The 21,850-nt window shown below is 60.7% G+C and carries 18 protein-coding genes and 2 pseudogenes; 11 read left to right on the top strand and 9 right to left on the bottom strand.

The genetic code is table 11. The features are described 5' to 3' along the window. Positions 1–6: 6 nt before the first annotated feature. The 4 genes from BN2694_RS03520 to purM all read left to right on the top strand — a co-directional run bounded on the left by BN2694_RS03520 (position 7) and on the right by purM (position 4,483). Positions 7–1,512 carry a TraB/GumN family protein gene (locus BN2694_RS03520; RefSeq protein WP_135662669.1) on the top strand — a complete coding sequence of 502 codons (1,506 nt, stop codon included), beginning with the start codon at positions 7–9 and terminating at the stop codon, positions 1,510–1,512. A gap of 2 nt (positions 1,513–1,514) precedes the next feature. Continuing rightward, a complete protein-coding gene (locus BN2694_RS03515) occupies positions 1,515–2,138 on the top strand; it encodes a metalloprotease (protein ID WP_135665422.1) in 624 nt (207 codons plus the stop codon). Between the two features lie 76 nt (positions 2,139–2,214). After that, entirely contained in the window at positions 2,215–3,408 is a 1,194-nt protein-coding gene (locus BN2694_RS03510) for a GNAT family N-acetyltransferase (protein ID WP_135662668.1), read from the top strand. A gap of 46 nt (positions 3,409–3,454) precedes the next feature. After that, the gene (purM, locus tag BN2694_RS03505; RefSeq protein ID WP_135662667.1) at positions 3,455–4,483 is read left to right on the top strand and encodes a phosphoribosylformylglycinamidine cyclo-ligase; all 1,029 of its coding nucleotides are present in this window, start codon (positions 3,455–3,457) and stop codon (positions 4,481–4,483) included. A gap of 38 nt (positions 4,484–4,521) precedes the next feature. Here purM and BN2694_RS03500 read toward each other — a convergent pair whose 3' ends face one another. Continuing rightward, on the bottom strand, positions 4,522–5,064 hold the full coding sequence (locus BN2694_RS03500) for a CBS domain-containing protein (protein WP_135662665.1): 543 nt from the start codon (positions 5,062–5,064) through the stop codon (positions 4,522–4,524). Positions 5,065–5,336: 272 nt separating this feature from the next. Next, the gene (locus tag BN2694_RS03495) at positions 5,337–5,711 is read right to left on the bottom strand and encodes a DUF555 domain-containing protein (protein WP_135662663.1); all 375 of its coding nucleotides are present in this window, start codon (positions 5,709–5,711) and stop codon (positions 5,337–5,339) included. 276 nt (positions 5,712–5,987) lie between these two features. Here BN2694_RS03495 and BN2694_RS16955 point away from each other — a divergent pair, with 276 nt between their 5' ends. Together BN2694_RS16955 and psmB are read left to right on the top strand one after the other, a co-directional pair. Then, a complete protein-coding gene (locus BN2694_RS16955; protein WP_167879952.1) occupies positions 5,988–6,161 on the top strand; it encodes a hypothetical protein in 174 nt (57 codons plus the stop codon). A gap of 75 nt (positions 6,162–6,236) precedes the next feature. Continuing rightward, on the top strand, positions 6,237–6,968 hold the full coding sequence (psmB, locus tag BN2694_RS03490; protein ID WP_135662661.1) for an archaeal proteasome endopeptidase complex subunit beta: 732 nt from the start codon (positions 6,237–6,239) through the stop codon (positions 6,966–6,968). A gap of 62 nt (positions 6,969–7,030) precedes the next feature. On the opposite strand, the gene BN2694_RS03485 is transcribed toward psmB, so the two are convergent. From BN2694_RS03485 to gyrB, 4 genes are all read right to left on the bottom strand, one after another. Next, positions 7,031–8,194, bottom strand: a complete 1,164-nt coding sequence (locus BN2694_RS03485) for an NAD(P)/FAD-dependent oxidoreductase (protein WP_135662659.1) — start codon at positions 8,192–8,194, stop codon at positions 7,031–7,033. A gap of 105 nt (positions 8,195–8,299) precedes the next feature. After that, a complete protein-coding gene (locus BN2694_RS03480; protein ID WP_135662657.1) occupies positions 8,300–8,833 on the bottom strand; it encodes an Rrf2 family transcriptional regulator in 534 nt (177 codons plus the stop codon). A 624-nt stretch (positions 8,834–9,457) separates the two neighbouring features. Then, positions 9,458–11,926 (bottom strand): DNA gyrase subunit A, encoded by a 2,469-nt coding sequence (gene gyrA, locus BN2694_RS03475; RefSeq protein WP_135662655.1) that lies wholly within the window; start codon positions 11,924–11,926, stop codon positions 9,458–9,460. Then, positions 11,923–13,836, bottom strand: coding sequence for a DNA topoisomerase (ATP-hydrolyzing) subunit B (gene gyrB / locus BN2694_RS03470; RefSeq protein WP_135662653.1), 1,914 nt, complete (start codon positions 13,834–13,836; stop codon positions 11,923–11,925). The genes gyrA and gyrB overlap by 4 nt, the downstream gene beginning before the upstream one ends. Before the next feature lie 240 nt (positions 13,837–14,076). Here gyrB and BN2694_RS03465 point away from each other — a divergent pair, with 240 nt between their 5' ends. The 3 genes from BN2694_RS03465 to BN2694_RS03455 all read left to right on the top strand — a co-directional run bounded on the left by BN2694_RS03465 (position 14,077) and on the right by BN2694_RS03455 (position 18,785). Next, positions 14,077–15,150, top strand: coding sequence for a TrmB family transcriptional regulator (locus BN2694_RS03465; protein ID WP_135662651.1), 1,074 nt, complete (start codon positions 14,077–14,079; stop codon positions 15,148–15,150). Positions 15,151–15,240: 90 nt separating this feature from the next. Then, positions 15,241–17,676, top strand: a complete 2,436-nt coding sequence (locus BN2694_RS03460) for a DNA topoisomerase VI subunit B (protein WP_135662649.1) — start codon at positions 15,241–15,243, stop codon at positions 17,674–17,676. Next, the gene (locus BN2694_RS03455; RefSeq protein WP_135662647.1) at positions 17,673–18,785 is read left to right on the top strand and encodes a DNA topoisomerase IV subunit A; all 1,113 of its coding nucleotides are present in this window, start codon (positions 17,673–17,675) and stop codon (positions 18,783–18,785) included. The genes BN2694_RS03460 and BN2694_RS03455 overlap by 4 nt, the downstream gene beginning before the upstream one ends. A gap of 173 nt (positions 18,786–18,958) precedes the next feature. Here BN2694_RS03455 and BN2694_RS03450 read toward each other — a convergent pair whose 3' ends face one another. Further along, on the bottom strand, positions 18,959–19,822 hold the full coding sequence (locus BN2694_RS03450; RefSeq protein WP_135662645.1) for a hypothetical protein: 864 nt from the start codon (positions 19,820–19,822) through the stop codon (positions 18,959–18,961). Between the two features lie 9 nt (positions 19,823–19,831). Beyond that, positions 19,832–20,398, bottom strand: coding sequence for a winged helix-turn-helix domain-containing protein (locus BN2694_RS03445; protein WP_135662642.1), 567 nt, complete (start codon positions 20,396–20,398; stop codon positions 19,832–19,834). Between the two features lie 113 nt (positions 20,399–20,511). On the opposite strand from BN2694_RS03445, the gene BN2694_RS03440 reads away from it, so the two are divergent. After that, the gene (locus tag BN2694_RS03440; protein WP_135662640.1) at positions 20,512–21,246 is read left to right on the top strand and encodes a DUF7509 family protein; all 735 of its coding nucleotides are present in this window, start codon (positions 20,512–20,514) and stop codon (positions 21,244–21,246) included. Positions 21,247–21,448: 202 nt separating this feature from the next. On the opposite strand, the pseudogene BN2694_RS03435 reads toward BN2694_RS03440, so the two are convergent. After that, positions 21,449–21,715: pseudogene (locus BN2694_RS03435) on the bottom strand (TGS domain-containing protein); the annotation flags it as partial. Between BN2694_RS03435 and BN2694_RS03430 the strand changes: the two are divergent. After that, positions 21,713–21,847 (top strand): annotated as a pseudogene (locus tag BN2694_RS03430) (DNA topoisomerase IV subunit A); the annotation flags it as partial. The pseudogenes BN2694_RS03435 and BN2694_RS03430 overlap by 3 nt on opposite strands. Positions 21,848–21,850 lie beyond the last annotated feature (3 nt).

Here is a 21,850-nt window from a genome sequence, read left to right as displayed (position 1 = left end):
CGGACGATGAGCGATCCAGTCGGTGAATCGCCTGGCGCCTCGGGGGCGGGTTCGATCAACTTGGTCGGGACCGCCCACGTCTCCGAGGAGAGCGCCGAGCGCGTCAGGGAGACGATTGAGGCGGAACAACCGGATATGGTGGCCGTCGAACTCGACGAGGGCCGGTATCGACAGCTCAAGGGAGAGTCCCCTGACGATATCGAACCCAGCGACCTGCTAGAGGGAAATACCGTCTTCCAGTTTCTGGCCTACTGGATGCTCTCGTACGTCCAGGCGCGGCTGGGTGACCGCTTCGACGTGACACCCGGCGCAGACATGATGGCGGGCGTCGAAACGGCCGAACAGAACGGAATCGACGTCGCACTGGTCGACCGGAACATCCAGACGACGATCCAGCGGTTCTGGCGACGCCTCACTGGCATAGAGAAATTAAAGCTCTTCGGCGGGATGCTCGTCGGTGTCGCCGGGCCCTGGACGGCTGCCTGGACGATCGGTCTGACTGTCGGCCTGTTCGTGGCCGTCATCGCTACCGTCCTGGGCGGCGTCTCCCTGGTCGGCGGGATCGGTGCCCTCGGGCCGCTGGCGAGTGTCATCGACGTCTTTGGGATGGCGCTGGGCATCGGCGCGGTCATCGCCATCCCGCTCGCGTTCGCGCTTGCCCGGACTGCCGGGGACGACGTCGAGGACGTCGAGGAGTTCGACATCGAGGAGTTGACTGACACCGACGCCGTCACAGCAATGATGGAGGAGTTTCGGCGGTTCTCGCCGGGTGGAGCCGAGGCACTGATCGATGAACGGGACGCCTACATCGCCCACAAACTGCTCTCCCTCCGTGAGGCGGGGGCGTCGGTCGTGGCCGTCGTCGGCGCGGGTCACCGCGAGGGGATCGAACAATACCTCAAGGACCCGGAGACGCTGCCGCCGATGGCTGAACTGACCGGGACCATCTCCGGGCGACGCTTTTCAGTATACAAGCTCTTTGGATACCTCTTCACGCTCGGGTTCGCCACCTTTTTCGTGCTGTTGTTGCTCGGCGGCGCCGAGCAGGGTTGGTTGCTTCGGATGTTTGCCCTGTGGTTCATCGTCAACGGCATCATCGCTGCCGGGCTGGCCCGACTGGCCGGCGCTCACTGGACCAGCGCGGGGGTCGGCGGCGCGGTCGCGTGGTTGACCAGCGTCAACCCCCTACTCGCGCCGGGCTGGTTCGCCGGCTACGTCGAACTGCGTTATCTTGATGTCAACATCGGTGATATCAGCAAACTCAACGAACTACTCGACGATCAGGAACTCCCGATCCCGGAACTGCTCAGACAGATGCGGGAGGTACCGCTGTTCCGATTGATCCTCGTCGTCGCCCTGACGAACGTTGGGAGCTTCATCGCCAGCGTGCTCTTTGCGACGACGGTTCTCCCGGTCATGTTCGCGGAAGTCGGCGGCATCGATCAGGTCACAGCACACATGCTTGAGGGGGCCCGCAACGGCGCGCAACTGCTCTGGGGACTCTTGTCGTGACTATGCGGATCCGCTTTGGTCGACGTGAGATACTCGATCTGTTTGCCGCCTGGATCGCGTTGAGCGTCGCGTTCACGCTCTTCTTGAATCCGTACCTGCTGGAAGGGGCCACTGTCGCGCCAATCGAGGATGTTTTTTGGGCGTTCGCTCGCGAGCTTCTGATGAGCCTGGGGACGGTCGGCGTTGCGTTCGTCCTCCACGAACTCGCCCACAAGGTCGTTGCTGTCCGATTCGGCCAGGTGGCCGCGTTCCGGGCCGACTACGGCATGCTCTTTCTGGCCGTCGTTTCGGCGCTGGCCGGGTTCATCTTCGCCGCTCCCGGTGCGGTCGTCCACCGGGGTCGGATCACGCCTCGGGAGTCCGGATTGATCGCGCTGGCCGGCCCAGTGACGAATCTGGCACTCGCGGCCGCATTCCTCCCGGTAGCGCTGTTGGCGGCCTCGACGGCAAGCGCCGTCGCCACATTCGGCGTCACGATCAATCTTCTACTGGCCGGGTTCAACATGCTCCCCGTCGGGCCACTCGACGGGAAGACCGTTCTCCGCTGGGATCGTCGTGTCTACGCTGGCGTCGCCATCCCCTCGATCGTCCTCGCGGTCGCCGCCCTGTTCGGCCCCGGGCTGTGAACGGGACCACGGGAACCAAGTCCGTTTCCCGGAGCGTGAACGGTAGGCTCTTTTTGGCGCCGCGAGATCACGCACCATGGTCGACTATCGCCGCGTCTCGCCGTCGGAAGCCGACGAGTACGAGCGCATCAGGCAGTACGCCTTCCATCCCGAGGACGGCCCCCGGACCGACGACACCGTCGAGCAGTCCAGTCCCGGCGAACGCTACGGGCTGTTCGAGGAGGGACAACTCCGGAGCATCTGTCGGCAGTACACGTTCGACGCCCGACTGCGGGGCAAGTGGATCACCCTCGGCGGGCTCGGAACGGTCGCGACGCCGCCGGAACACCGTCACACCGGTTATGCCCGTCGACTGCTTCGCGATACCGTCCAGTCGTACGCGGCAGAGTCGATCCCGCTCGTCGCCCTTTGGCCGTTCGAAACGGCGTTCTATCGGCAGTTCGGCTGGACGACTGCCAACCGCGTCAGCACTTACGAGTGCGAGCCACACACGTTGGTCGGGGTCGGCGACGGCGAGGGGCGATTCCAGCCCGTCGAACCCACAGACTGGCGTTCACTCCGGGCAGTGCACCTCACAGCCGGTGAGGGAGAGACGCTGTCGCTCCGTCGGAGCGAGGCCTGGTGGCGCCGTCGGATCTTCAGCGAGTGGGGCGACCGACGGCGTCACGTCTATCGGTACGACCGAGACGGCGAGCCCGCAGGTTACGTCACCCACTCATTCGATGACGAACGCCTCGAAGTCGCGTACATGGCCGGCGTCGATCACGACGCCTACCGCGAACTCCTCGGGTTTCTTGGCGAGCACGGGGCACAGACCGACCGGGTTATCTTCGAGCGGCCAGAGGCGTCCGAGCTGTTCGCCCTCGTGGCGGATCCCGACGCCGTCAAGTGTACGGTCGAGCCAGGGGCGATGATCCGGATTACCGACGTGGAAACGGCTCTGGAGGCAGTACCGTATCCGGACGACCTCGAGGAGACAGTAACGTTCGACGTTCACGATCCGCTCGCGACGGGAATCGACGGGACGTTCCGCCTCCGGGTTGCAGGCGGTACGGGCGATGTTGAGCCGGTGCGGGACGAGGATCCAGAGGCGGCGGTTGATCGCAACGCCCGGCTGGATGTGGGCACCCTCTCGGGACTTGTCGTCGGGAGTTTCGACGCTACGGCGGCGACCCGTCAGGGCGGTCTGGCGGTCGACAGTCCGGATGTCAGCAGGCGATTCGACCGGCTGTTCCCGACTGAACGGGTGTTCTTGCGGGAGTTCTTCTGACCGGTAGAGCGGTGGGCTTTTGCCCGCACCGCGCGGTCACACGGGTATGACCGACAGGGATCCGAACGCCGAGGGCGGTTCAGCCGGCGCTGAATCGCAAACAGATGAGGACGGATTGACCTACGCAGAGACGGGCGTCGACATCGACGAGAGCGATGCCGCCACGGCGGCGTTGGTGGGTGCGACCGAGGGATTCGAAGGTGACTTCGCCGGCCTGGTCGACATCGGTGACCGGTACCTGGCGCTGGCGACCGACGGCGTGGGGACGAAGTTGCTCGTCGCTGAGGCACTCAATGATTACTCGACGGTCGGCATCGATTGCATCGCGATGAACGTCAACGACCTGGTCGCTGCCGGCATCGAACCGGTCGCATTCGTCGACTACCTCGCCGTCGAGGAACCTGACCCGGAGACAAGCGAGCAGGTCGGTGAGGGACTGGCGATCGGTGCCGAACTCGCCGACGTCGCGCTGGTGGGCGGCGAAACGGCGGTCATGCCGGACGTGATCGACGGGCTGGACATCGCCGGGACCGCAGCCGGTCTGGCACCGAAAGACGGGCTGTTTCCAGGCGAGGCAGAAGTAGGCGACGCGATCGTCGGCTGGCCCTCCAGTGGTATCCATTCCAACGGTCTGACCCTCGCCCGCGAGGCCGTCACCCGCGAACACGACTACGTCGATCCCTTCCCGCCGAATCCTTCGAAGACGATCGGCGAGGAGTTGCTAGAGCCGACCCGGATCTATACCGACGTACTCGGTGCCCTCCGGGAACACGGCGCCCACGCCGCAGCCCACGTGACTGGCGGTGGCTGGACGAACCTCACGCGGATGGGGCCGTTCCGGTACGTGATCGAGGAACCGTTCGATCCACAGCCAATCTTCAGGTTCGTTCAGGAACAGGGGGCCATCGACGACGTGGAGATGCACCGGACGTTCAACATGGGAACGGGGTTCGTCACTGCGCTCGATCCGGACGACGCCATGCAGATCGTCGAATCGTCGGCTGACGGACGGATCATCGGGCGCGTCGCCGACGGGGCGGAAGGCGTCTCGATCCGGGGACTCGATCTGTCTTGACGACGGATCTGCGGGCGGCGCGCCACTAGCCAGGCAGATCAGCTGACGTGGGTGGCGATGTCGGCGTCGGTGATGATGCCGATCGTCTCGCCGCTCTCGACGACCAGGACGGCGGCGTGGTGGTCCAGATAGGTATCGACCTCGTCGACGGTTGCGTCACGTTCGACGGTCGTGATCGACTCGTGCATCACTTCGGCGACGGGCAGTTCACCGACGTTGTCCGCCTCCCGCTGGCGGATGTCGACGTTACCGATCAGCCCTTCGGGCCGACCGTCCCGGACGACGGGCACCTGAGAGTATCCCTCGCTGTCCATCAATTCCTTGGCCTGCCGGACGCTGTCGTCTGGGGCAACGCTGACCACGGGGCTGTGCATCAGGTCCCCTGCCCTGAGGATGCCACCTTCGGCTTCCTCGAGTGCATCCACGATACGCCTCAGCGTCGAGAGGCGCGGGTCTACGTCGCCACCTTCGATCCGGGCGATCAGCGGCTGGGAGACGTCTGCACGCTCGGCGAGTTCGCTCTGGGTGAGTTCGAGGTCGTTTCGGCGTTCGCGGAGATCCTGGGGCGTGGGGAGTTCCATACCGCTGGATAACTATGGGTTATACAAAAAGCCACCGGGTGTCCTCATGTTTCTGGCGAGCGGCACGGCGCTTTACCCTGGTGTCGCCACTCACGTCGAATCGACCAGTGCCCATACTACCGGCTGTAACAAACTCAAGGAATTGGCCACCACGGTGGTGGCGAATATCTTTACGAACGTACAGCCGACAGTTTCACCTGATTCGAGGCGGAGGCCCCACCCTCAACGAGCGAGCGGGGCCATTGCCCCCGAGCGAAGTAGGGTGGAGTAGTTTACTCCACGTTTTCAGTGGGTGGCTCCTCGTCCTCCGCGAACTCGACTGTCTCGATCACCTTCAGAGGAACGTCCCGGAGGGCACCGCCGATCTCACTTTTGGCGATCCGTTGGGCGTGTTCGACGCTCTCGGCGTTGAACACCTTCATTTCTAGTACGAGCCCGACGAGGGCGGTGTCGGCCGAGATGAACGCCGAGTCGAACGGTTCGCCACAGGCCGGACAGGTCGTGGCGCCGACCTCAACCTCCACGTAGTCCATATCCTTGTCGTTGAGCCGCTTGCCGGCTTCGCTAACCGCGACGCCGATGGCGTCGTCGATGTTTTCGACGTCACGAACCAACCAGGCCGCTTCCATCGCCACGAGGTAGTTCATGTTCAAACCCAGCCCGCGCGCCTATTCGTGCTTTTTGATTTCCCGACGGGGCGAGCGCATGTCATCCCGATAATGGCCATAACTTATGGCTACGTGCCGCTGTTCCAACGCCCCTCTTATGTGTTTGTGCCGGGCTATCCTCGATTAGTTGGGTGAAGTGCAAATGAACTTTAATCGCAAGACAGCGGACGTTCTATCCTTCATTATTTGTAAAGCCCCCAGTTATATTTCAGTAATGCTTATATACTTTTCTCGGGCCATCTCTCATCGAAGACAATGGACGCACTGCACCGTGCCAGCCTGTTCGTGCTGTACCAGTTGAGCCTGCTCGTCGGCATCCTGCTGTTGCCGATCGCACTCGGCCTTCGCCGGGCCGGGCTCTCGTTGCCGATCCACCGAGCCGTCGCACGTCTCGGTGAAGCGTACGACCGGACAGCCGCTGAAGCGTGATCGGACGTCGCAAGCGCGGTCGATACACGCCGTCGATACGTGGATTTATCTTCGCCGGGCCAGTAGCGGGCGCTAATGTTCGACCATCACTTTGATAGTGATCTCTCGCCCGGACAGTCGGGCGTCGGCTCCCTAGATGACGGTGGCTCGCCGGTGTACGAACCAGAACTCGGTTCGCTTCCGGACTCGGGGACTGACCGGGAGGTCACGGAGACCGGGACGACGACAATTGGAATCACGACGGCAGAGGGCGTCGTGATTGCGACGGATATGCGCGCCAGCCTCGGCGGCCGGTTCGTCTCGAATAAGCGCGTCCAGAAGGTCGAACAGATCCACCCGACTGCGGCCCTGACGCTCGTGGGTAGCGTCGGTGGTGCCCAATCGTTCATTCGGACACTCCGGGCCGAGGTCAACCTCTACGAGGCGCGCCGCGGCCGGAACATGAGTATGCAGGCCCTCTCGACGTTGGCCGGCAACTTCGCCAGGGGCGGTCCCTTCTTGGCGATCAACCCGATCCTCGGCGGCGTCGACGACGACGGCCACCACGTTTACTCGATCGATCCTGCCGGCGGCGTCATGGAAGACGACTACACTGTCACTGGTTCGGGACTCACCGTCGCCTACGGCACTCTGGAGGATCGTTACGAACCGGACATGAGCAACGACGAGGCCATCGATGTAGCCGCCGCGGCGGTCCGAGCGGCCGCGGAGCGGGACACCGGTTCCGGGAACGGGCTGTACGTCGCCCAGATCACCGAGGGCGGCGTCGAGATCGAGGACTACCCCGACTTCGACGGACTCGAGTGACGACCGGGGGACGACACCTGACTACCCAGAGCAAGGGCCAGAAGACAGTTTCTGACGAGCGATCACATCCGCCCCCAGGCAGAGATAGCCCGGGAGAGCGAGGAGACGTCTGCGATCCAGCGGGTGGCGATGACCTTCTTCAGTAGTTCTGCGGGCATGCCGTTGAACGTCTTTATCGGCGAGTACAGTACGTCCGTGGCGACGGCGTCGTCACCGACCGAGACGACGGTTCCCTTGTCCTCGAAACGCCACTCTTTGAGGGGCTGGCCGCGGATGGCCCGGGCGATGTTCTCGGCGGCAACGTCCGCGGCTTGCCAGGCAGCCTGTGCCGTCGGGGGTGCGGGTTCGTCCCCGGGTTGTTCGACGAGAGCCGCGTCACCGATCGCGAAGACGCGCTCGCCGTCGGTCTGGAAGGTTGTCGTCGCCTTCAACCGGTTGCTTTCCCGATCCTTGGAGATCGAGACGTCGTTCATCTCCTGTTGGCCAGTGATCCCGCCGGTCCAGATCAGCACGTCGTAGGGGATCTCCTCTCCGTCCTCGAGGTAGATCGTCTCCGCGTCGACATCGTCGATGAACTGTCCCGTGCGGACGATCACGCCTCGTTCGTCGAGACGCTCTCTGATCGCCTTCTGGAAGGGGCGCTCGTTGCCCGGCACGACTGCATCCATCCCTTCGACGAGGAGAATCTCGATCGGCGCGTCGTGTTCGTCGCGGTAGGCTGCGATCTCGCCGGCGACCTGGACGCCCGTCTGGCCAGCACCACCGACGAGGACCCGTGCCGGCTCATCGTCCGACGCGTCCCGGGCGGCGGTACCGATCTCGTCGTGGATCGCCAGTGCGTCATCGAGACACTTCAGTGTCAGTGCGTGTTCTTCGAGGCCGTCGATGCCGAAGAATGCCGTTTGACTGCCGACGGCGACGAGCAGGTAGTCGTAGTCGATCGACTCACCGTCGGCAAGGTGTACTGTCCTCGCGTCGGTATCGACCGTCTCGACGAGCCCTTCGCGGAAAGTCGTCGTCGGCGACTTGATCTCTTCGATCGGGATCGTGATGTCATCTCGGACGCTCGGATCACGGATACAGCGATGAACCTCGTGCAGGACGAGATGATACGGTTGCTCGGAGATCCAGGTGAGATCGACGTCAGCGCCAAGTTCCGATTCGAGGCGCTTGATCGCCCCTGCGCCCGCGTATCCGGACCCGAGGACGACCACCGTCTCAGTCATACCCCTCCCTCAGTGAGGGGTGGATACAAAGCCTTTGAAATCCCAACCCGATTCTTCGCGAGACGGTACCGTGACTTCGACTGATCGTTCCCCGTCGACAGCCGATCAGTGCTCGGGCGCCTCAGCCGGCGCTACCATGTCGTCGATCGTCAGAATGAGTTTGTTGCTGGTGTCGTCCTTACCGTCGAGGGTGCCGACGATCTGGAGCTTCGAGAGGGGGGTCGGACCGACCGTCACGCTGTCGCCCTCTTTGTAATCGGCGAGCGAGCCTTGCAACGACACTTCTGCCCGACAGTTCTCGGGGTGATGGACGCTGGCGAGATTGATCTCGGCGACGTTGGCCTCCTCGATGCGTTCGCCGTTGTGAAACAGCGGGACCTCCGCAGCGTGGTCCATGTCCTGGATCTGGAGAGCGTCGTAGGCCGTCGCAGTCGGTTTGTATCCGCCTTTCGGCCCCGGGACCCCCTCGACGAGCTGGAGTGCTTTCAGCGACTGCATCTGGTTGCGGATCGTTCCAGGATTGCGGTTTACCTTCTCGGCGATCTCCTCACCCTTGACGGCGTTCTCTGTGTCACGATAGAGGTTGACGAGTTCCTGCAGGATGTTTTTTTGACTGGGCGTCAGTTCGATTGATGACATGAGCCATTTTTCGTGATACCCAGTATTAAAAGCGACGGTGATGTGACCCCACGATACTCACTCTCTCACGGGGTCCAAGTGGCCGAACCTGGCTTGAATCCGGCCAGAACGGCCATAGCTGATTGTGATAAACGATATCGGAATTGACCCCTGAGTCAGACGATATATTGGTCCGGTTCGAGTGTTTGTGCCTACCTGCCGGCCCACGGGACCTCGGCTGCCGTTCGGTTCGTCATGAGCTGACAGGCAACAAGGAGTCTCTTGGTAATTCTCCTCACAGCGAGTCACGAGCGTCCGACTCCGGACGAGACACTACTAGTGACTTCTGTTTTTTTTTGCTCACTGGGGTCGGGCTGTCGTCGGCGTGGTAGTCACGCGAGACTCAGTTCTATCGGTTCCTCGCTGGTAGCCTCGCTTTTGCCGTTCCAGTGTGGCGTGTGATCGACCGGCGGCTTCGCCACCGGCTCCCCTGCGGGAAGAACTCGATCGACGGGGTATCTTGGGATTCGGGTCGGCGTGTCGGCTGGGCGGTCACATCGCTTGGGTTCGGCGTCACGGTGTGCACAACGTCGGTTCTCTACTCCGGGCAGACCAGAGCCCGTCAGTCGAACCCTGTGTGTACTCTCAGTCGTCGATCATGGTAGTCGGGAGCACGTCGACTGTCGAGACGCTGTCGTCAATTTCGACGTCCATAATCGTGACGCCTTTCGTGTTGCGGCCGACCGTCGAAACGTCATCTACTGGACAGCGCATGATCTGTCCACTTTCGCTCATCACGACGAGGTGGTCGCCCTCGGCGACCGCCTTGATCGAGGCGACGAGTCCGTTTCTGTCGTCGGTCTTGATGTCGATCAGGCCCTTCCCGTAGCGGGACTGAGAACGGTACTCCGAGAGGGGTGTCCGTTTACCGTACCCGTTCTCGGTGACGGTCAAGAGCGACCGATCGTCGGTCTCGTCGGTGGCGACCAGACCCGCGACGGCGTCTCCCTCTTGCAGGTCGATGCCGCGAACTCCTCGGGCTGACCGACCCATCTGTCTGACCTCACTCTCGTCGAAGCGGATCGTCATCCCGCCCTCCGTGGCGATCACGAGGTCCTGGCTCCCGTCAGTGACGGTGACGTCGACCAGTTCGTCACCATCTTCGAGTTTCGCAGCGATGATCCCCGTCGAGAGGATGTTCTCAAATTCCGACGAGCAGGTCCGCTTGACGTACCCATCGTGAGTGACCATCGTGATACACTCGTCGTCGCCGAACTCGTCGGTACCCACGACCGCGGTGATCTCCTCGCCATCGTCGAATTTCAGGAGATTGACGGCTGATTTCCCGCGGGCTGTTCTGGACATCTCGGGGATCTCGTAGGTCTTCAGCCGATAGACCTGGCCGTGGTTCGTGAAGGCGAGTAGGTAGTCATGCGTGTTCGCGCGAAAGACCTTCGAGACGCGATCGCCCTCCTTGGGATCCGCGCCGATGATCCCCTTGCCGCCGCGCCGTTGGGGATCGAAGCGGTCGACGGGCATCCGCTTGATGTAGTCGTCTTCGGTGATGACGACCAGACAGTCCTCCTCTGGGATGAGGTCCTCGCGGGTGACCGTCCCGTCGTCTTCGATGATACTCGTGCGACGGTCGTCGTCGTACTCCTCTTTGACGGCCCGGAGCTCGTTCTTGATGACACCGAGCAGTTCGTTCTCGTCGCCGAGGATCGTCTCCAACCGTTCGATCTCGGCCTGGACGTCTTCGTACTCGTCTTCGATCTCGGTGGCCTCCATCGACGTGAGGCTGCCCAGTTGCATCCGGACGATATGCTGGGCCTGTTCCGTAGAGAACTCGAAGTTCTCTTCAAGCGCCGCTTTGGCCGCGTCGCGATCCTCGGAGTTGCGGATCAACTCGACGACGTCCTCGACGTTCTCGAGGGCTTTCAGTCGGCCTTCGAGAATGTGTGCGCGATCCTCGGCTTCGGCGAGGTCGTACTCCGAACGCCGGCGGACGACCTCCTTGCGGTGGGCGACATACTCTTCGAGGGTTTCTTTGAGCGAGAGAACGCGTGGTTCGCCGTCGACCAGCGCGAGGTTAATGACTCCGAAGGTCGATTCGAGGTGATGGTCGAGCAACTGGTTTTCGACGACGTCGACGTTGGCACCGCGTTTGCACTCGATGACGACACGGACGCCGTCCCGATCTGACTCGTCGCGCAGGTCCGAGACGCCCTCGATGACGCCCTCGTTGACGTCGTCGGCGATCCGCTCGACCATGCGGGCCTTGTTCTCCTGGAAGGGGATCTCCGTAATCACGATCCGAGGACGGCCAGATGCCATCTCGTCGATCTCGTACTCGGCGCGGACGGTCAGCCGCCCTCTTCCCGTCGCGTAGGCGGAGTGGATCGCGTTCTTGCCGACGATGTTGGCCCCCGTCGGGAAGTCCGGCCCCTTGACGTACTCCATGAGGTCTGTGACCTCGGCGTCTGGATTGTCGATCAGGTGGATCGTCGCGTCGATGACCTCGCCGAGATTGTGCGGCGGGATGTTCGTACTCATCCCGACCGCAATGCCCGAAGAGCCATTCACGAGGAGATTCGGGAATGCGGCGGGCAGGACCTCGGGTTCCTGCAGGCGGTCGTCGTAGTTGGCCTGGAAGTCGACGGTGTCTTTCTCTAAGTCCTCGAGTAACTCCTCAGCCACAGGTGCCATCCGGGCCTCGGTGTATCGCATCGCGGCCGCCGGATCGCCGTCCATAGACCCGAAGTTACCCTGGCCGTCGACCAAGGGATACCGCATCGAGAAGTCCTGGGCCATCCGTACCAGGGTGTCGTAGATCGCGCTATCGCCGTGTGGATGGTAGTCCCCCATCGTCTCCCCGACGATCGAGGAGGACTTGCGGTGGGACGAACCCGAGGAAACTCCCATCTCGTGCATCGCATAGAGGATCCGGCGATGCACTGGTTTGAGGCCGTCCCGGACGTCGGGCAGCGCGCGCCCGGCGATGACGCTCATCGCGTAGTCGATGTAACTCTGCTCCATCTCGTCTTCGATCCGGACGTTCTCGACGCGCGCGGCGTCGGCAGTAGCGTCCGGACCGTCCGGCAGATCTGAACTCATATGTCGACCCATTCGGCTTCCGGCGAGTGCTCCTTGATGAACTGCTTGCGCGGTTCGACGGCATCACCCATCAGCACCGAGAACATCTTGTCTGCGGCGGCAGCGTCCTCGATGGTAATCTGCTTGAGAAATCGGTTCTCGGGGTTCATCGTCGTCTCCCAGAGTTGCTGGGGATTCATCTCGCCCAGTCCCTTGAACCGCTGGACCTGGGTGGGATTGCCGTCGCACTTCTCGGCGACGATCTCGTCGCGCTCGGCGTCGGTCATCGCGTCGTAGGTCTCCCCGCGATACCGGATCCGGTACAGCGGCGGCCGGGCCGCATAGACGTAGCCGGCTTCCAGCAGTTCCCGCATGTGCCGATAGAAGAACGTGAGCAACAGCGTCCTGATGTGGGCGCCGTCGACGTCGGCGTCTGTCATCATGACGATCTTCTTGTAGCGGGTCTCCTCGATGTCGAACTCCTCACCGATCCCGGTGCCGATCGCGGTGATCATCGCCCTGATCTCGTCGTTCTCGAGGATGCGATCGAGGCGGTGTTTCTCGACGTTGAGGATCTTACCCTTAATCGGCAGGACTGCCTGATTTTCGGGATTGCGGGCCTGTTTGGCACTCCCGCCCGCGCTGTCACCTTCCGCGATGAACAGCTCGGCCTCGTCGGGATCCCGCGTTTGACAGTCCGAGAGCTTCCCGGGCAGTGCCGTCGACTCCAGGGCGCTCTTTCGGCGGGTGAGTTCTTCGGCTTTTTTGGCGGCTTTGCGAGCCTTGGCGGCCTCGACGGCCTTCCTGACGATCGCCTGGGCAACGTCCGGATTCTCCTCGAAGTACGTCCCGAGGTTCTCGTGCATCGTGCTCTCGACGACGCCCCGTACTTCGCTGTTGCCCAGTTTCGTCTTAGTCTGGCCCTCGAATTGCGGGTCTGGGTGTTTCACGGATATAACGGCCGTCAGTCCCTCGCGGATGTCATCACCTTTGAGCGTCTCGTCGAGGTCGCCCAGCAGATCGTTGTCCGTGGCGTAGTCGTTGACGACGCGCGTCAGCGCTGTCTTGAATCCCGTGAGGTGCGTTCCCCCCTCTCGGGTGTTGATGTTGTTGGCGAAGGCGTGGATTGAACCCTGGAGTTCGGCGGTCGCCTGCAGGGCGACCTCGAGTTTGATGCCGTCGGCCTCATCGGTGAAGTAGACCACCCCCTCGTGGAGGGCGTCTTTGGTCTCGTTGAGGTACTCGACGAACTCCTTGATCCCACCCTCGTACTGGAAGGTCTCTTCGTTCCCGTCACGTTCGTCAGCTAAGGTGATCTCGACGCCAGAGTTGAGAAAGGCCAGTTCACGCAGCCGGTTTTCGAGCGTCGAGAACTGGAAATCAGTGGTCTCGAAGATCTCTTTGTCGGGCCAAAAGCGGATAGTCGTCCCCGTCCCCTCCTCCGGGGAGAGATCGCGTACTCGTTCGAGCGTTCCGTCCGGTTCGCCGTGATCGAATGCCTGGCGCCAGACGGCGCCGTCCCGCCGGACTTCGACTTCCAGGGACCCCGAGAGTGCGTTGACGACGGAAACGCCGACCCCGTGCAGTCCACCGGAAACCTGGTAGGACTTGTTGTCGAACTTCCCGCCGGCGTGTAAGACGGTCATGATGACCTCGACCGCGGGGGCGTCGTACTCCTCGTGGGTATCGACTGGGATCCCCCGGCCGTCGTCGGTCACCGAGACCGATCCGTCGTCGTTGATCGCCACCTCGATGGCCTCGCAGTGGCCCGCGAGCGCCTCGTCGATGGCGTTGTCGACGACCTCGTAGACGAGGTGATGCAGTCCTCTGGAATCAGTAGAACCAATGTACATCGCTGGCCGCTTTCTGACGGCCTGTAAGCCTTCCAGCACCTGGATTTGGCCGGCGCCGTACTCGTTATCGTCGCTCATAAAACACTGTCTCTGGGTTATCCCCGGGGTAACTTAAAGGTCACGCGCGCGCGTGACCGCACATTGTGAAGAAATAATTCAAACAATTTATCAGTCAGGGGCGACTAGCGATACGTATGTTACCTCGCGAGCACGGGAATATTGGCAGTGCCCGTAGTATGGGTCTGTCTGTAATCAACCTCCTGGTTCAGGGTGGGTCGGGTCGCTGTCGTCGACAGGCGATTGTCGGGGGAGTGCCCGATGAGTGACTTCGACGATTCGACGCTGGCTCCCCAGTTGAAGCGGTTCGGCCTCTCGGATACGGAGATCCGGACATACCTCGCTGTCCTGGAGAGCGGCGAGGCGAAGGCAAGTACGATCGCCGATGCCACGGGCGTCTCCAAACGCTACGTATACAGCGTCTGTGAAGAACTGGAAGACCAGGGGTTCGTCGAAGTCAACGATCACGTGGTTCCGACGAAGATCAGGGCAAAGCCGCCAGAGGAAGTCATCGAACTCCTCTCCCAGCGCCTCGAGGAGATCGAGCCGGCGCTCCAGCGGCGTTACTCGGCGGCCGAGAGTCGACCGCAGCGCTTCGATGTCATCAAGTCCCGGGTCACTGTTCTCAAGCGGATCAACGAGTTCATCGATGAAGCCGACCACCGAGTTGCGCTGTCGATCCCCTATTCACACCTCGAACGCGTGGCCGAGGCCTTGCAAGACGCCGTCGATCGGGGCGTTCTCGTGTTGTTGCTGGTGACTGACGGCGAACCCGACGCCGAAGAATTCGCCGGGTACGACCGCCCGATAGCCAGCGTCGTCCAGTCCTGGAACGAGTCTATCCCGGTGATACTGAGCGTCGATCGCGATCTGGGGATCATCTCCTCCTCGGAGATGATGTCGACCGCCAACAGCGACGAGCAGGCGATCTCACTGGTTCAAGAGCGGATCGTTCCGACGCTGTACGGCTCGTTCATGGCGAACTTCTGGCTGTCGGCCGACCAGCTTCAGGTGGTCGATCCGGCACCGCTGCCCCGGACTTACAGTAGCTTCGAACAGGCCGTCTTCGAAGCGACGTTACGGCTGCGCAACGGCGACGAGGTCACCGCCCGCGTCGACGCCTTGCCTAACGACGGTGACGAATCGACCGAGACGATCACGGGGCGTGTCGTCGACACTCGGCAGGGCATCGTCGACCCGATCAACAACGAGTTCCCCATCGAACACTCGTTCGTTCTCGACACTGACGACGGAGACGTGACTGTCGGTGGGGTGGGTGCGTTCTTAGAGGAGTATCAGGCACGGAGCGTCACGCTCGAGTTGACTGACGGATAGCGGGTCGGGTTTTCTATCAGTGCCGTAGCGAAACGCCGTCTGGGCGCCACCGGGAAGCCTTTAACCGCGGGACGGTTGCTCACTCTAAGGATGGCAGGAAGGCAGTCGACGCTCGGTGAGGAGGGGATCGCCGAGGAGCTGGCCGAGAGCCAGCGCCAGATCTCCATCGCCGAGTTCTTCGAGAAGAACAAGCACATGCTCGGGTTCGACTCGGGTGCCCGAGGGCTGGTCACGGCCGTCAAAGAGGGGGTCGACAACAGTCTCGACGCCTGCGAGGAAGCCGACATCTTCCCCGACATCTACGTCGAGATCGAGGATCTCGGCGACTATTATCGGCTCGTCATCGAGGACAACGGCCCCGGCATCACGAAAGAGCAACTCCCGAAAGTGTTCGGGAAGCTGCTGTACGGCAGCCGGTTCCACAAGCGCCAGCAGTCTCGCGGCCAACAGGGGATCGGGATTAGTGCGGCCGTTCTGTACTCGCAATTGACCAGCGGGAAGCCCGCAAAGATAACCTCCCGGACGAAGGGCAGCGAGGAGGCCCACTATTTCGAGTTGATCATCGACACCGACGACAACGAGCCGGAGATTAGCGTCGACGAGACGACGACGTGGGACCGCCCCCATGGGACGCGCATCGAGATCGAGATGGAGGCAAACCTCCGGGCTCGCCAGCAACTCCACGATTACATCAAGCACACCGCGGTCGTCAATCCCCACGCCCGCATCGAGTTCAGCGATCCGAAGATGGACGAGGCCGCAAAGTTCGAGCGCGCCGAGGGTGCGGAGTTGCCGGCCGAAACCGAGGAGATCAGACCTCATCCCCACGGCGTCGAACTCGGGACGCTACTGAAGATGCTCGAGGCAACCGATTCGTACTCCATTTCGGGGTTCCTCCAGGGGGAACTCACTCGTGTCGGCTCGACGACCGCCGAGAAGGTCCTGAACAACTTTCGTGATAGACACTTCGGTCGCGGGATGGCCTGGCGACCGCCACAGGCCCACGAAGGTGACGTCGAAGTGGCCGTCCGGGCCGCGGTCGCCAACAAGGGCAAAGACGCCACGAAGTCTTTCGCCCGCGAGGTTGCCGACGCCGTCGCCGAACGCGACCGGATCGCCCATCACGAACTCCGGGAAATCGTCGACGAGGCTGGCGAGCAGGCGGCCGAAGGCTTCGGGACGACTTTCGGAGCGACAGTCCGAGAGAAGGCAACGGCCGCAGCCTGGGCCGAGATCACGGGCAACACCGACGACGGCGATCCCCGCGAGACGCTCGCTTCGGATCTCTACGGGTTGGTCGACGACGCGACCAGCTCCCGGAAAGATGATGCGACGCTCTCAGGGCTGGCTGACCGGATCGCCGCGAAGTTCCTGGACAGCGAAGACGAACGACATTGCTGTACTCGGAGCGAACTCGCGGACTACGTCCAGCGGGCCGCCGAGAATACCGAGGAATACGACGACGCGACGATCGGCGAAACGGCCCGCGAGAACGTCCTCGAGGAAATCTGGAACGCGATGGTGACCGTTCCCGACGATCCGCCGAACGTTTCCACGGTCGCCGACGACCGGGACGCCGCCTCGGAGTTGCTCGAGGCGATGCGGGAAACGGACATCATCTCGCCGCCGACAGACTGTCTCGCGCCGATCACCGAGCGCCTGGTCGAGGAGGGGTTGCGCAAAGAGTTCGACGCCGACTTCTACGCGGCGGCGACTCGAGACGCCTCGGTCCACGGCGGCGATCCGTTCATCGTCGAGGCCGGAATCGCCTACGGCGGCGCTCTGGACGAAGGTGGCCCAGTCGACGTGATGCGCTTTGCCAATCGCGTCCCGCTGGTCTACCAGCGCGGCGCGTGTGCGACGACAGACGTCGTCAAGACGATCAACTGGCGCAACTACGGCCTCGACCAGCCAGGCGGGTCGGGCCTGCCCAACGGCCCGGCAGTAGTAATGGTCCACGTCGCCTCGACGAACGTGCCATTTACCAGCGAATCGAAGGACGCGATCGCGAACGTTCCCGAGATCGAAGACGAAATCGAACTCGCCATTCGGGAAGCTGCCCGCGAACTCAAGTCCTTCCTGAACAAGCGCCGGTCGATGCGCCAGCGCCGGGAGAAACAGGACAAACTCGGCACGATCCTGCCCGAAATGGCGAGTAAACTGTCGTCGGTGACCGGCCGCAAGGCACTGGACATCGACGACTCGCTGGCCCGGATCATGAACAACGTCCTGGTCGAACGCGAGGTCGAAGACGGGACGGTTCGGTTGGTCGTCGAGAACAACGACTCGACGAACGCCGAACCGGAGATCACCGACATCGTGACCCTCGAGCCGGCGGACGTGAAAGCCGAGGGCGACGACGCCCGCGTCGTCGAGATGGACGGCGAGTGGTTCCTCAAGTGGTCGCCGACCGTTTCCAGCGGCGAGGCGGCGGCGCTGACCTACGAGATCGACGGCGAGGCGGACTTCGACGTGTCGGTGGATGGGATCGAGAGCGCAAAACTGACCGTGGACGGTGAACCATGAGTACTGACACAGACGAGACGGGAGCGGCGACAGAAGGGGACGCACGTGAGCGGTTGCTCGCGCTGGCGGCGCAGTTCTACGACCAATTCGACCAGGGCGACGTCCCACACATGGATGTCCCCACGCGGACGAAGAGCAACATCGAGTACGATCCCGAACAGAAAGTCTGGGTCTACGGCGATCGGAAGAGTACCCGCTCGGCCAACAGCGTCCGGGGTGCCCAGAAACTCCTGAAGGTCATCTATTCGATCGATTTCCTCGCCAATCAGCTCGAAGAAGACCGTTCCTCGACGTTGCGTGAACTGTACTACCTCAGCGAGTCCTGGGACCTGGACGAGGCCCAGTTCAACAGCCAAGACGAGTCAAATCAACTCATCGAGGACTTAGAGATCGTCTCAGACGTGCGTCGCGAGGAATTCCACATGCGCCCCGAGGAATCCGGCGCGAAGGTGATGGGGCCGTTGCGCCTCCGCGAGCAGACCAACCGTGGGGACAGAGAGATCCACTGCCAGCACGATGTCGGGCAGGGCGGCTACCAGATCCCCAACGACCCAGACACCATCGAGTTTCTGGACAACGATGCGGAGTTCGTCCTCTGTGTCGAGACCGGCGGGATGCGCGATCGGCTCGTCGAGAACGGATTCGACGACGAGCACGACGCCATCGTCGTCCACCTGGGCGGCCAGCCCGCCCGTGCGACCCGGCGGCTGACCAAGCGACTGCACGACGAACTCGACTTGCCGGTGACGGTGTTCACTGACGGTGACCCCTGGTCGTATCGAATCTACGGCTCCGTTGCGTATGGATCGATCAAGTCGGCCCACCTCTCGAAATACCTCGCGACGCCCGAAGCGCAGTTCATCGGCGTCCAGCCCGAGGACATCGTCGAGTACGACCTGCCGACCGATCCACTCGCGGACTCGGACATCAACGCCCTGGAGTCCGAACTCGAGGACCCGCGCTTCCAGACCGACTACTGGGAGGAACAGATCGAACTCCAGCTCGACATCGAGAAGAAATCCGAACAGCAGGCCCTGGCTTCGTATGGCTTGGACTTCGTGACCGACACGTATCTGCCCGAGCGACTCGACGAGATGGGCATTATATAGCGGCTCTTGGGCGTGTTTGAGAGGGATTCTGTTGGTCTGTCTATACAGAAGAATTGCAAGAGTCGTGAGGAAGAGACCAGGGCGCGTATTGACAAACGGTCAGTCGCCATCGGAAGTGATTAGGAAGGTCAAATGAGGACTAATTGACAAACAAATAGTGGGCCAAAGCACTCTCAGAGAGCCTCAAGTTCATCGATCGTCCGATCAGTACATATCCCTTCGATAGTCAACCGGAGTAGTGAACCCAATCGACCACTTTCGCCATACATCGGATCGTTCAGATTCCCGGCTCTCCTCGGTGATCCAATATCTCTGATAGCACGTTGTTTCGCTGATCCTTCCTCACCTTCGCCATCGCTGTTAATTACGCCAAAGACGCGACCTCCACGATCCTTTACCAACGAGAAGCACGGAATATCGGTAATTCCATCGCCAATATATATCATGTTCTCAAACGGGACCCGTCGCTCCTCAGGATCTACGAGGGTATTGACTTCGTACGGATTATCTTTGGCATCTTCAGGAGTGATTCCTTTATTGATTTCGTAGAGATACCGCGTCTTATCAGTGAACGATATTGGTCGTTGGATGCGTTGAATGATGCCTTCAGAATTAGCATCTAGCTGAGAGGCATACACTGCCTCGCATCGATCCGCGATCTCAGTACCTTGGATTATCGGTTCGAGTCCCTCTGAGAGGATATAGTAGTCAATAGTGACCTCCTCGTATTCGTCTGCAATGGAATCGATGTCGTCAAAGAGTCGAGGAATCCCCGAATAGAGTGTCTTAGATATATCCGCACCAAACGCTTCGAGGTCCTCAATAGTCAGTTCTCCAAACGGCTGGTCATCGCCGACCTTATCGACCAATAAGGATAGATACGCGACAGTTGGGTCGTATCCTTCCCTCACACGCGATTGAAATTCTGAAAACCAGAATTCTTCTGGATCAACCCCGTATTCTTTCAGTAGTTGCGTAGTTGAGTCTGGAGCAAGTGTATCGTCAAAATCGAATATCAAGCCGATATTCGTAGTCATGCGTTTCAATCACTCCTGACTGGCCACTTGTTGGAAATCTTTCCACCGGGACCGGAGGTCTCTACGGCGATTATCCAGTTCCTCCACTCCCTCCTCGGTAGCTGCCACGAGTGCTCGTCTTCTATCCCCGCTGTCAGACCGCTCATCAACCAACTCTGGGTCTCCTAGAGCCCTAAACCGGTTTTCGTGAGCGAGGCCTCCAACGATATGCTCGATATCACTGGCAATTTCTTGCTTCCCAAGGGTCGTGATACGGTAGTACGTTTGTCGCCCATCAGCGTCCTCTGGAGCCGGAATCTCTGCGATCAGGTTCGTGTCAAGGAGGTCGTTGAGATGGTGCTGTAAGTCATTACTGTCGCGGCCGGTTTCTGCGGCGAGACGTTTCCTGGATATCTCTCCGTATTCGTACAGCAAGTATACGATACTATATCGTGTCGGTTCCGCGAGTGCCTTTTTCCGCTCAATATGTGGGGTTAGAGAATCGATTTTCTCACCGAAAAGTCGCTGCTCGACGTATTGAATTACATTTCCCTCATCCAGTTCGGTGAAAAGTTTTTGCTCTAGGGTCCCTGTCATCACAGTCTGATGTACGTTGTCTTCCCTAATTAGGTTAACGGTTATTAACTAAACTAACTTACCTTTACGTCGAAACAACACTTATACGGGTTTTCCGGGTGAACGCAGTGACAATGAATAGCCGGAATTACGGATTCACGTTTGAAAGTGAGTCTGTTTTTTCACGGATACAACAGGATGTCCCCCAACCAGACTCATCGAAACTTGAGGATGATTTCTACGTATTCGTGATGGGACCGTACACCGCATTTGATGCCACGTACGCCTATTCAGACGGAGACCAGCTTCAATCGCCGTTCATCAACGACCCCTTGTTCGAACCTGAGAGTCACATCACTGCTGATGAGCGTGGAAGCTTCAAATTAGCTCTCGAAGATCTCTGCCAGGCCTATCGCGACCGATTCGGAGTACATGCTTTTCTTGCGACAGACGTTACCATCCCAACTGACGCAGAAGCAAGTGACGATGAGGAAGCGATGTCTGTCCTTGATCAATCGGTTGCCTTCGCGGCAGTGAGTGATGCTGTAGTGTTCGTCTTTTCAGATGCTGGTCTTACGACAGGTGTTGGTGCAGAGGTCGGGACCATACTTGGTGAATTTCACCTCCGAAGAGGGAATCAAGAACCCGTTCGCAAGCCCCGGGAGCGATTTCGGATTTTCAAGACTGAAGGGTTCAGTAGCGCCAGTATCGATGAAATTCCGTCTACTTTCAAGATTGACACAATCGAATTCGAAACAAGAGCGGACTTGGTCAACAAAACTCAGCAATTCCTATCCAACATAGAGCGTAACGACCCTGATCGACCCCTTCCAGTTTTCACTCCATACTCCAGTGAAGATAGTAACTAAGTGGCTGCTGCCTAACAGCTAGTTCAGCCGTTCAACGAAGAAAGATGGGTGCATACTGGTGAACCCATGCGCTGTCTCTTACACTGCTTTCTAGAGCTATGTCCATCCCAGCCGTTTCTCCCCTCCCTAGTTGCATCGTCGAAATTGGCCGTAAATGGTTCTATCCCACGCTTCCTATATGCAGAAACCCGTCTCCACTGAGTCAGTTCGCCGTCGTGATCTCGACAACATCACAATGATCGAGTTCCGTCTCCGCGCCGACCTGGCGTTCCGAACGGGCGTCGTGGGCGTGGAGGAACCCCTCGCCGATGTCCGTATGCAGGCAGTACGCGAAGTCCTCGGCCGTTGAGCCGTCGGGGAGGACGAAACAGTCCTGCAGGAAGGTGCCGTCGTCCTTTGGAGCGCCGGACCCGGGGAAGACGGAAATCGCGTCCAGCACGTCGAACAGCGCGGTTTCGATGATTTTCTGCCGACCGTTCCCCTCGCGGATTCAGACATCAACGCGCTGGAGTCCGAACAGCAGGCTTTGGCCTCCTACGGGCTTGACTCCGTGACTGATACGTATCTGCCCGAGCGACTCGACGAGATGGGCATCATATAGCGG

The organism is Halorhabdus rudnickae, assembly GCF_900880625.1.
GTDB classification, from domain to species: Archaea; Halobacteriota; Halobacteria; order Halobacteriales; family Haloarculaceae; genus Halorhabdus; species Halorhabdus rudnickae.
This window is presented reverse-complemented; position numbering and strand designations above follow the sequence as displayed.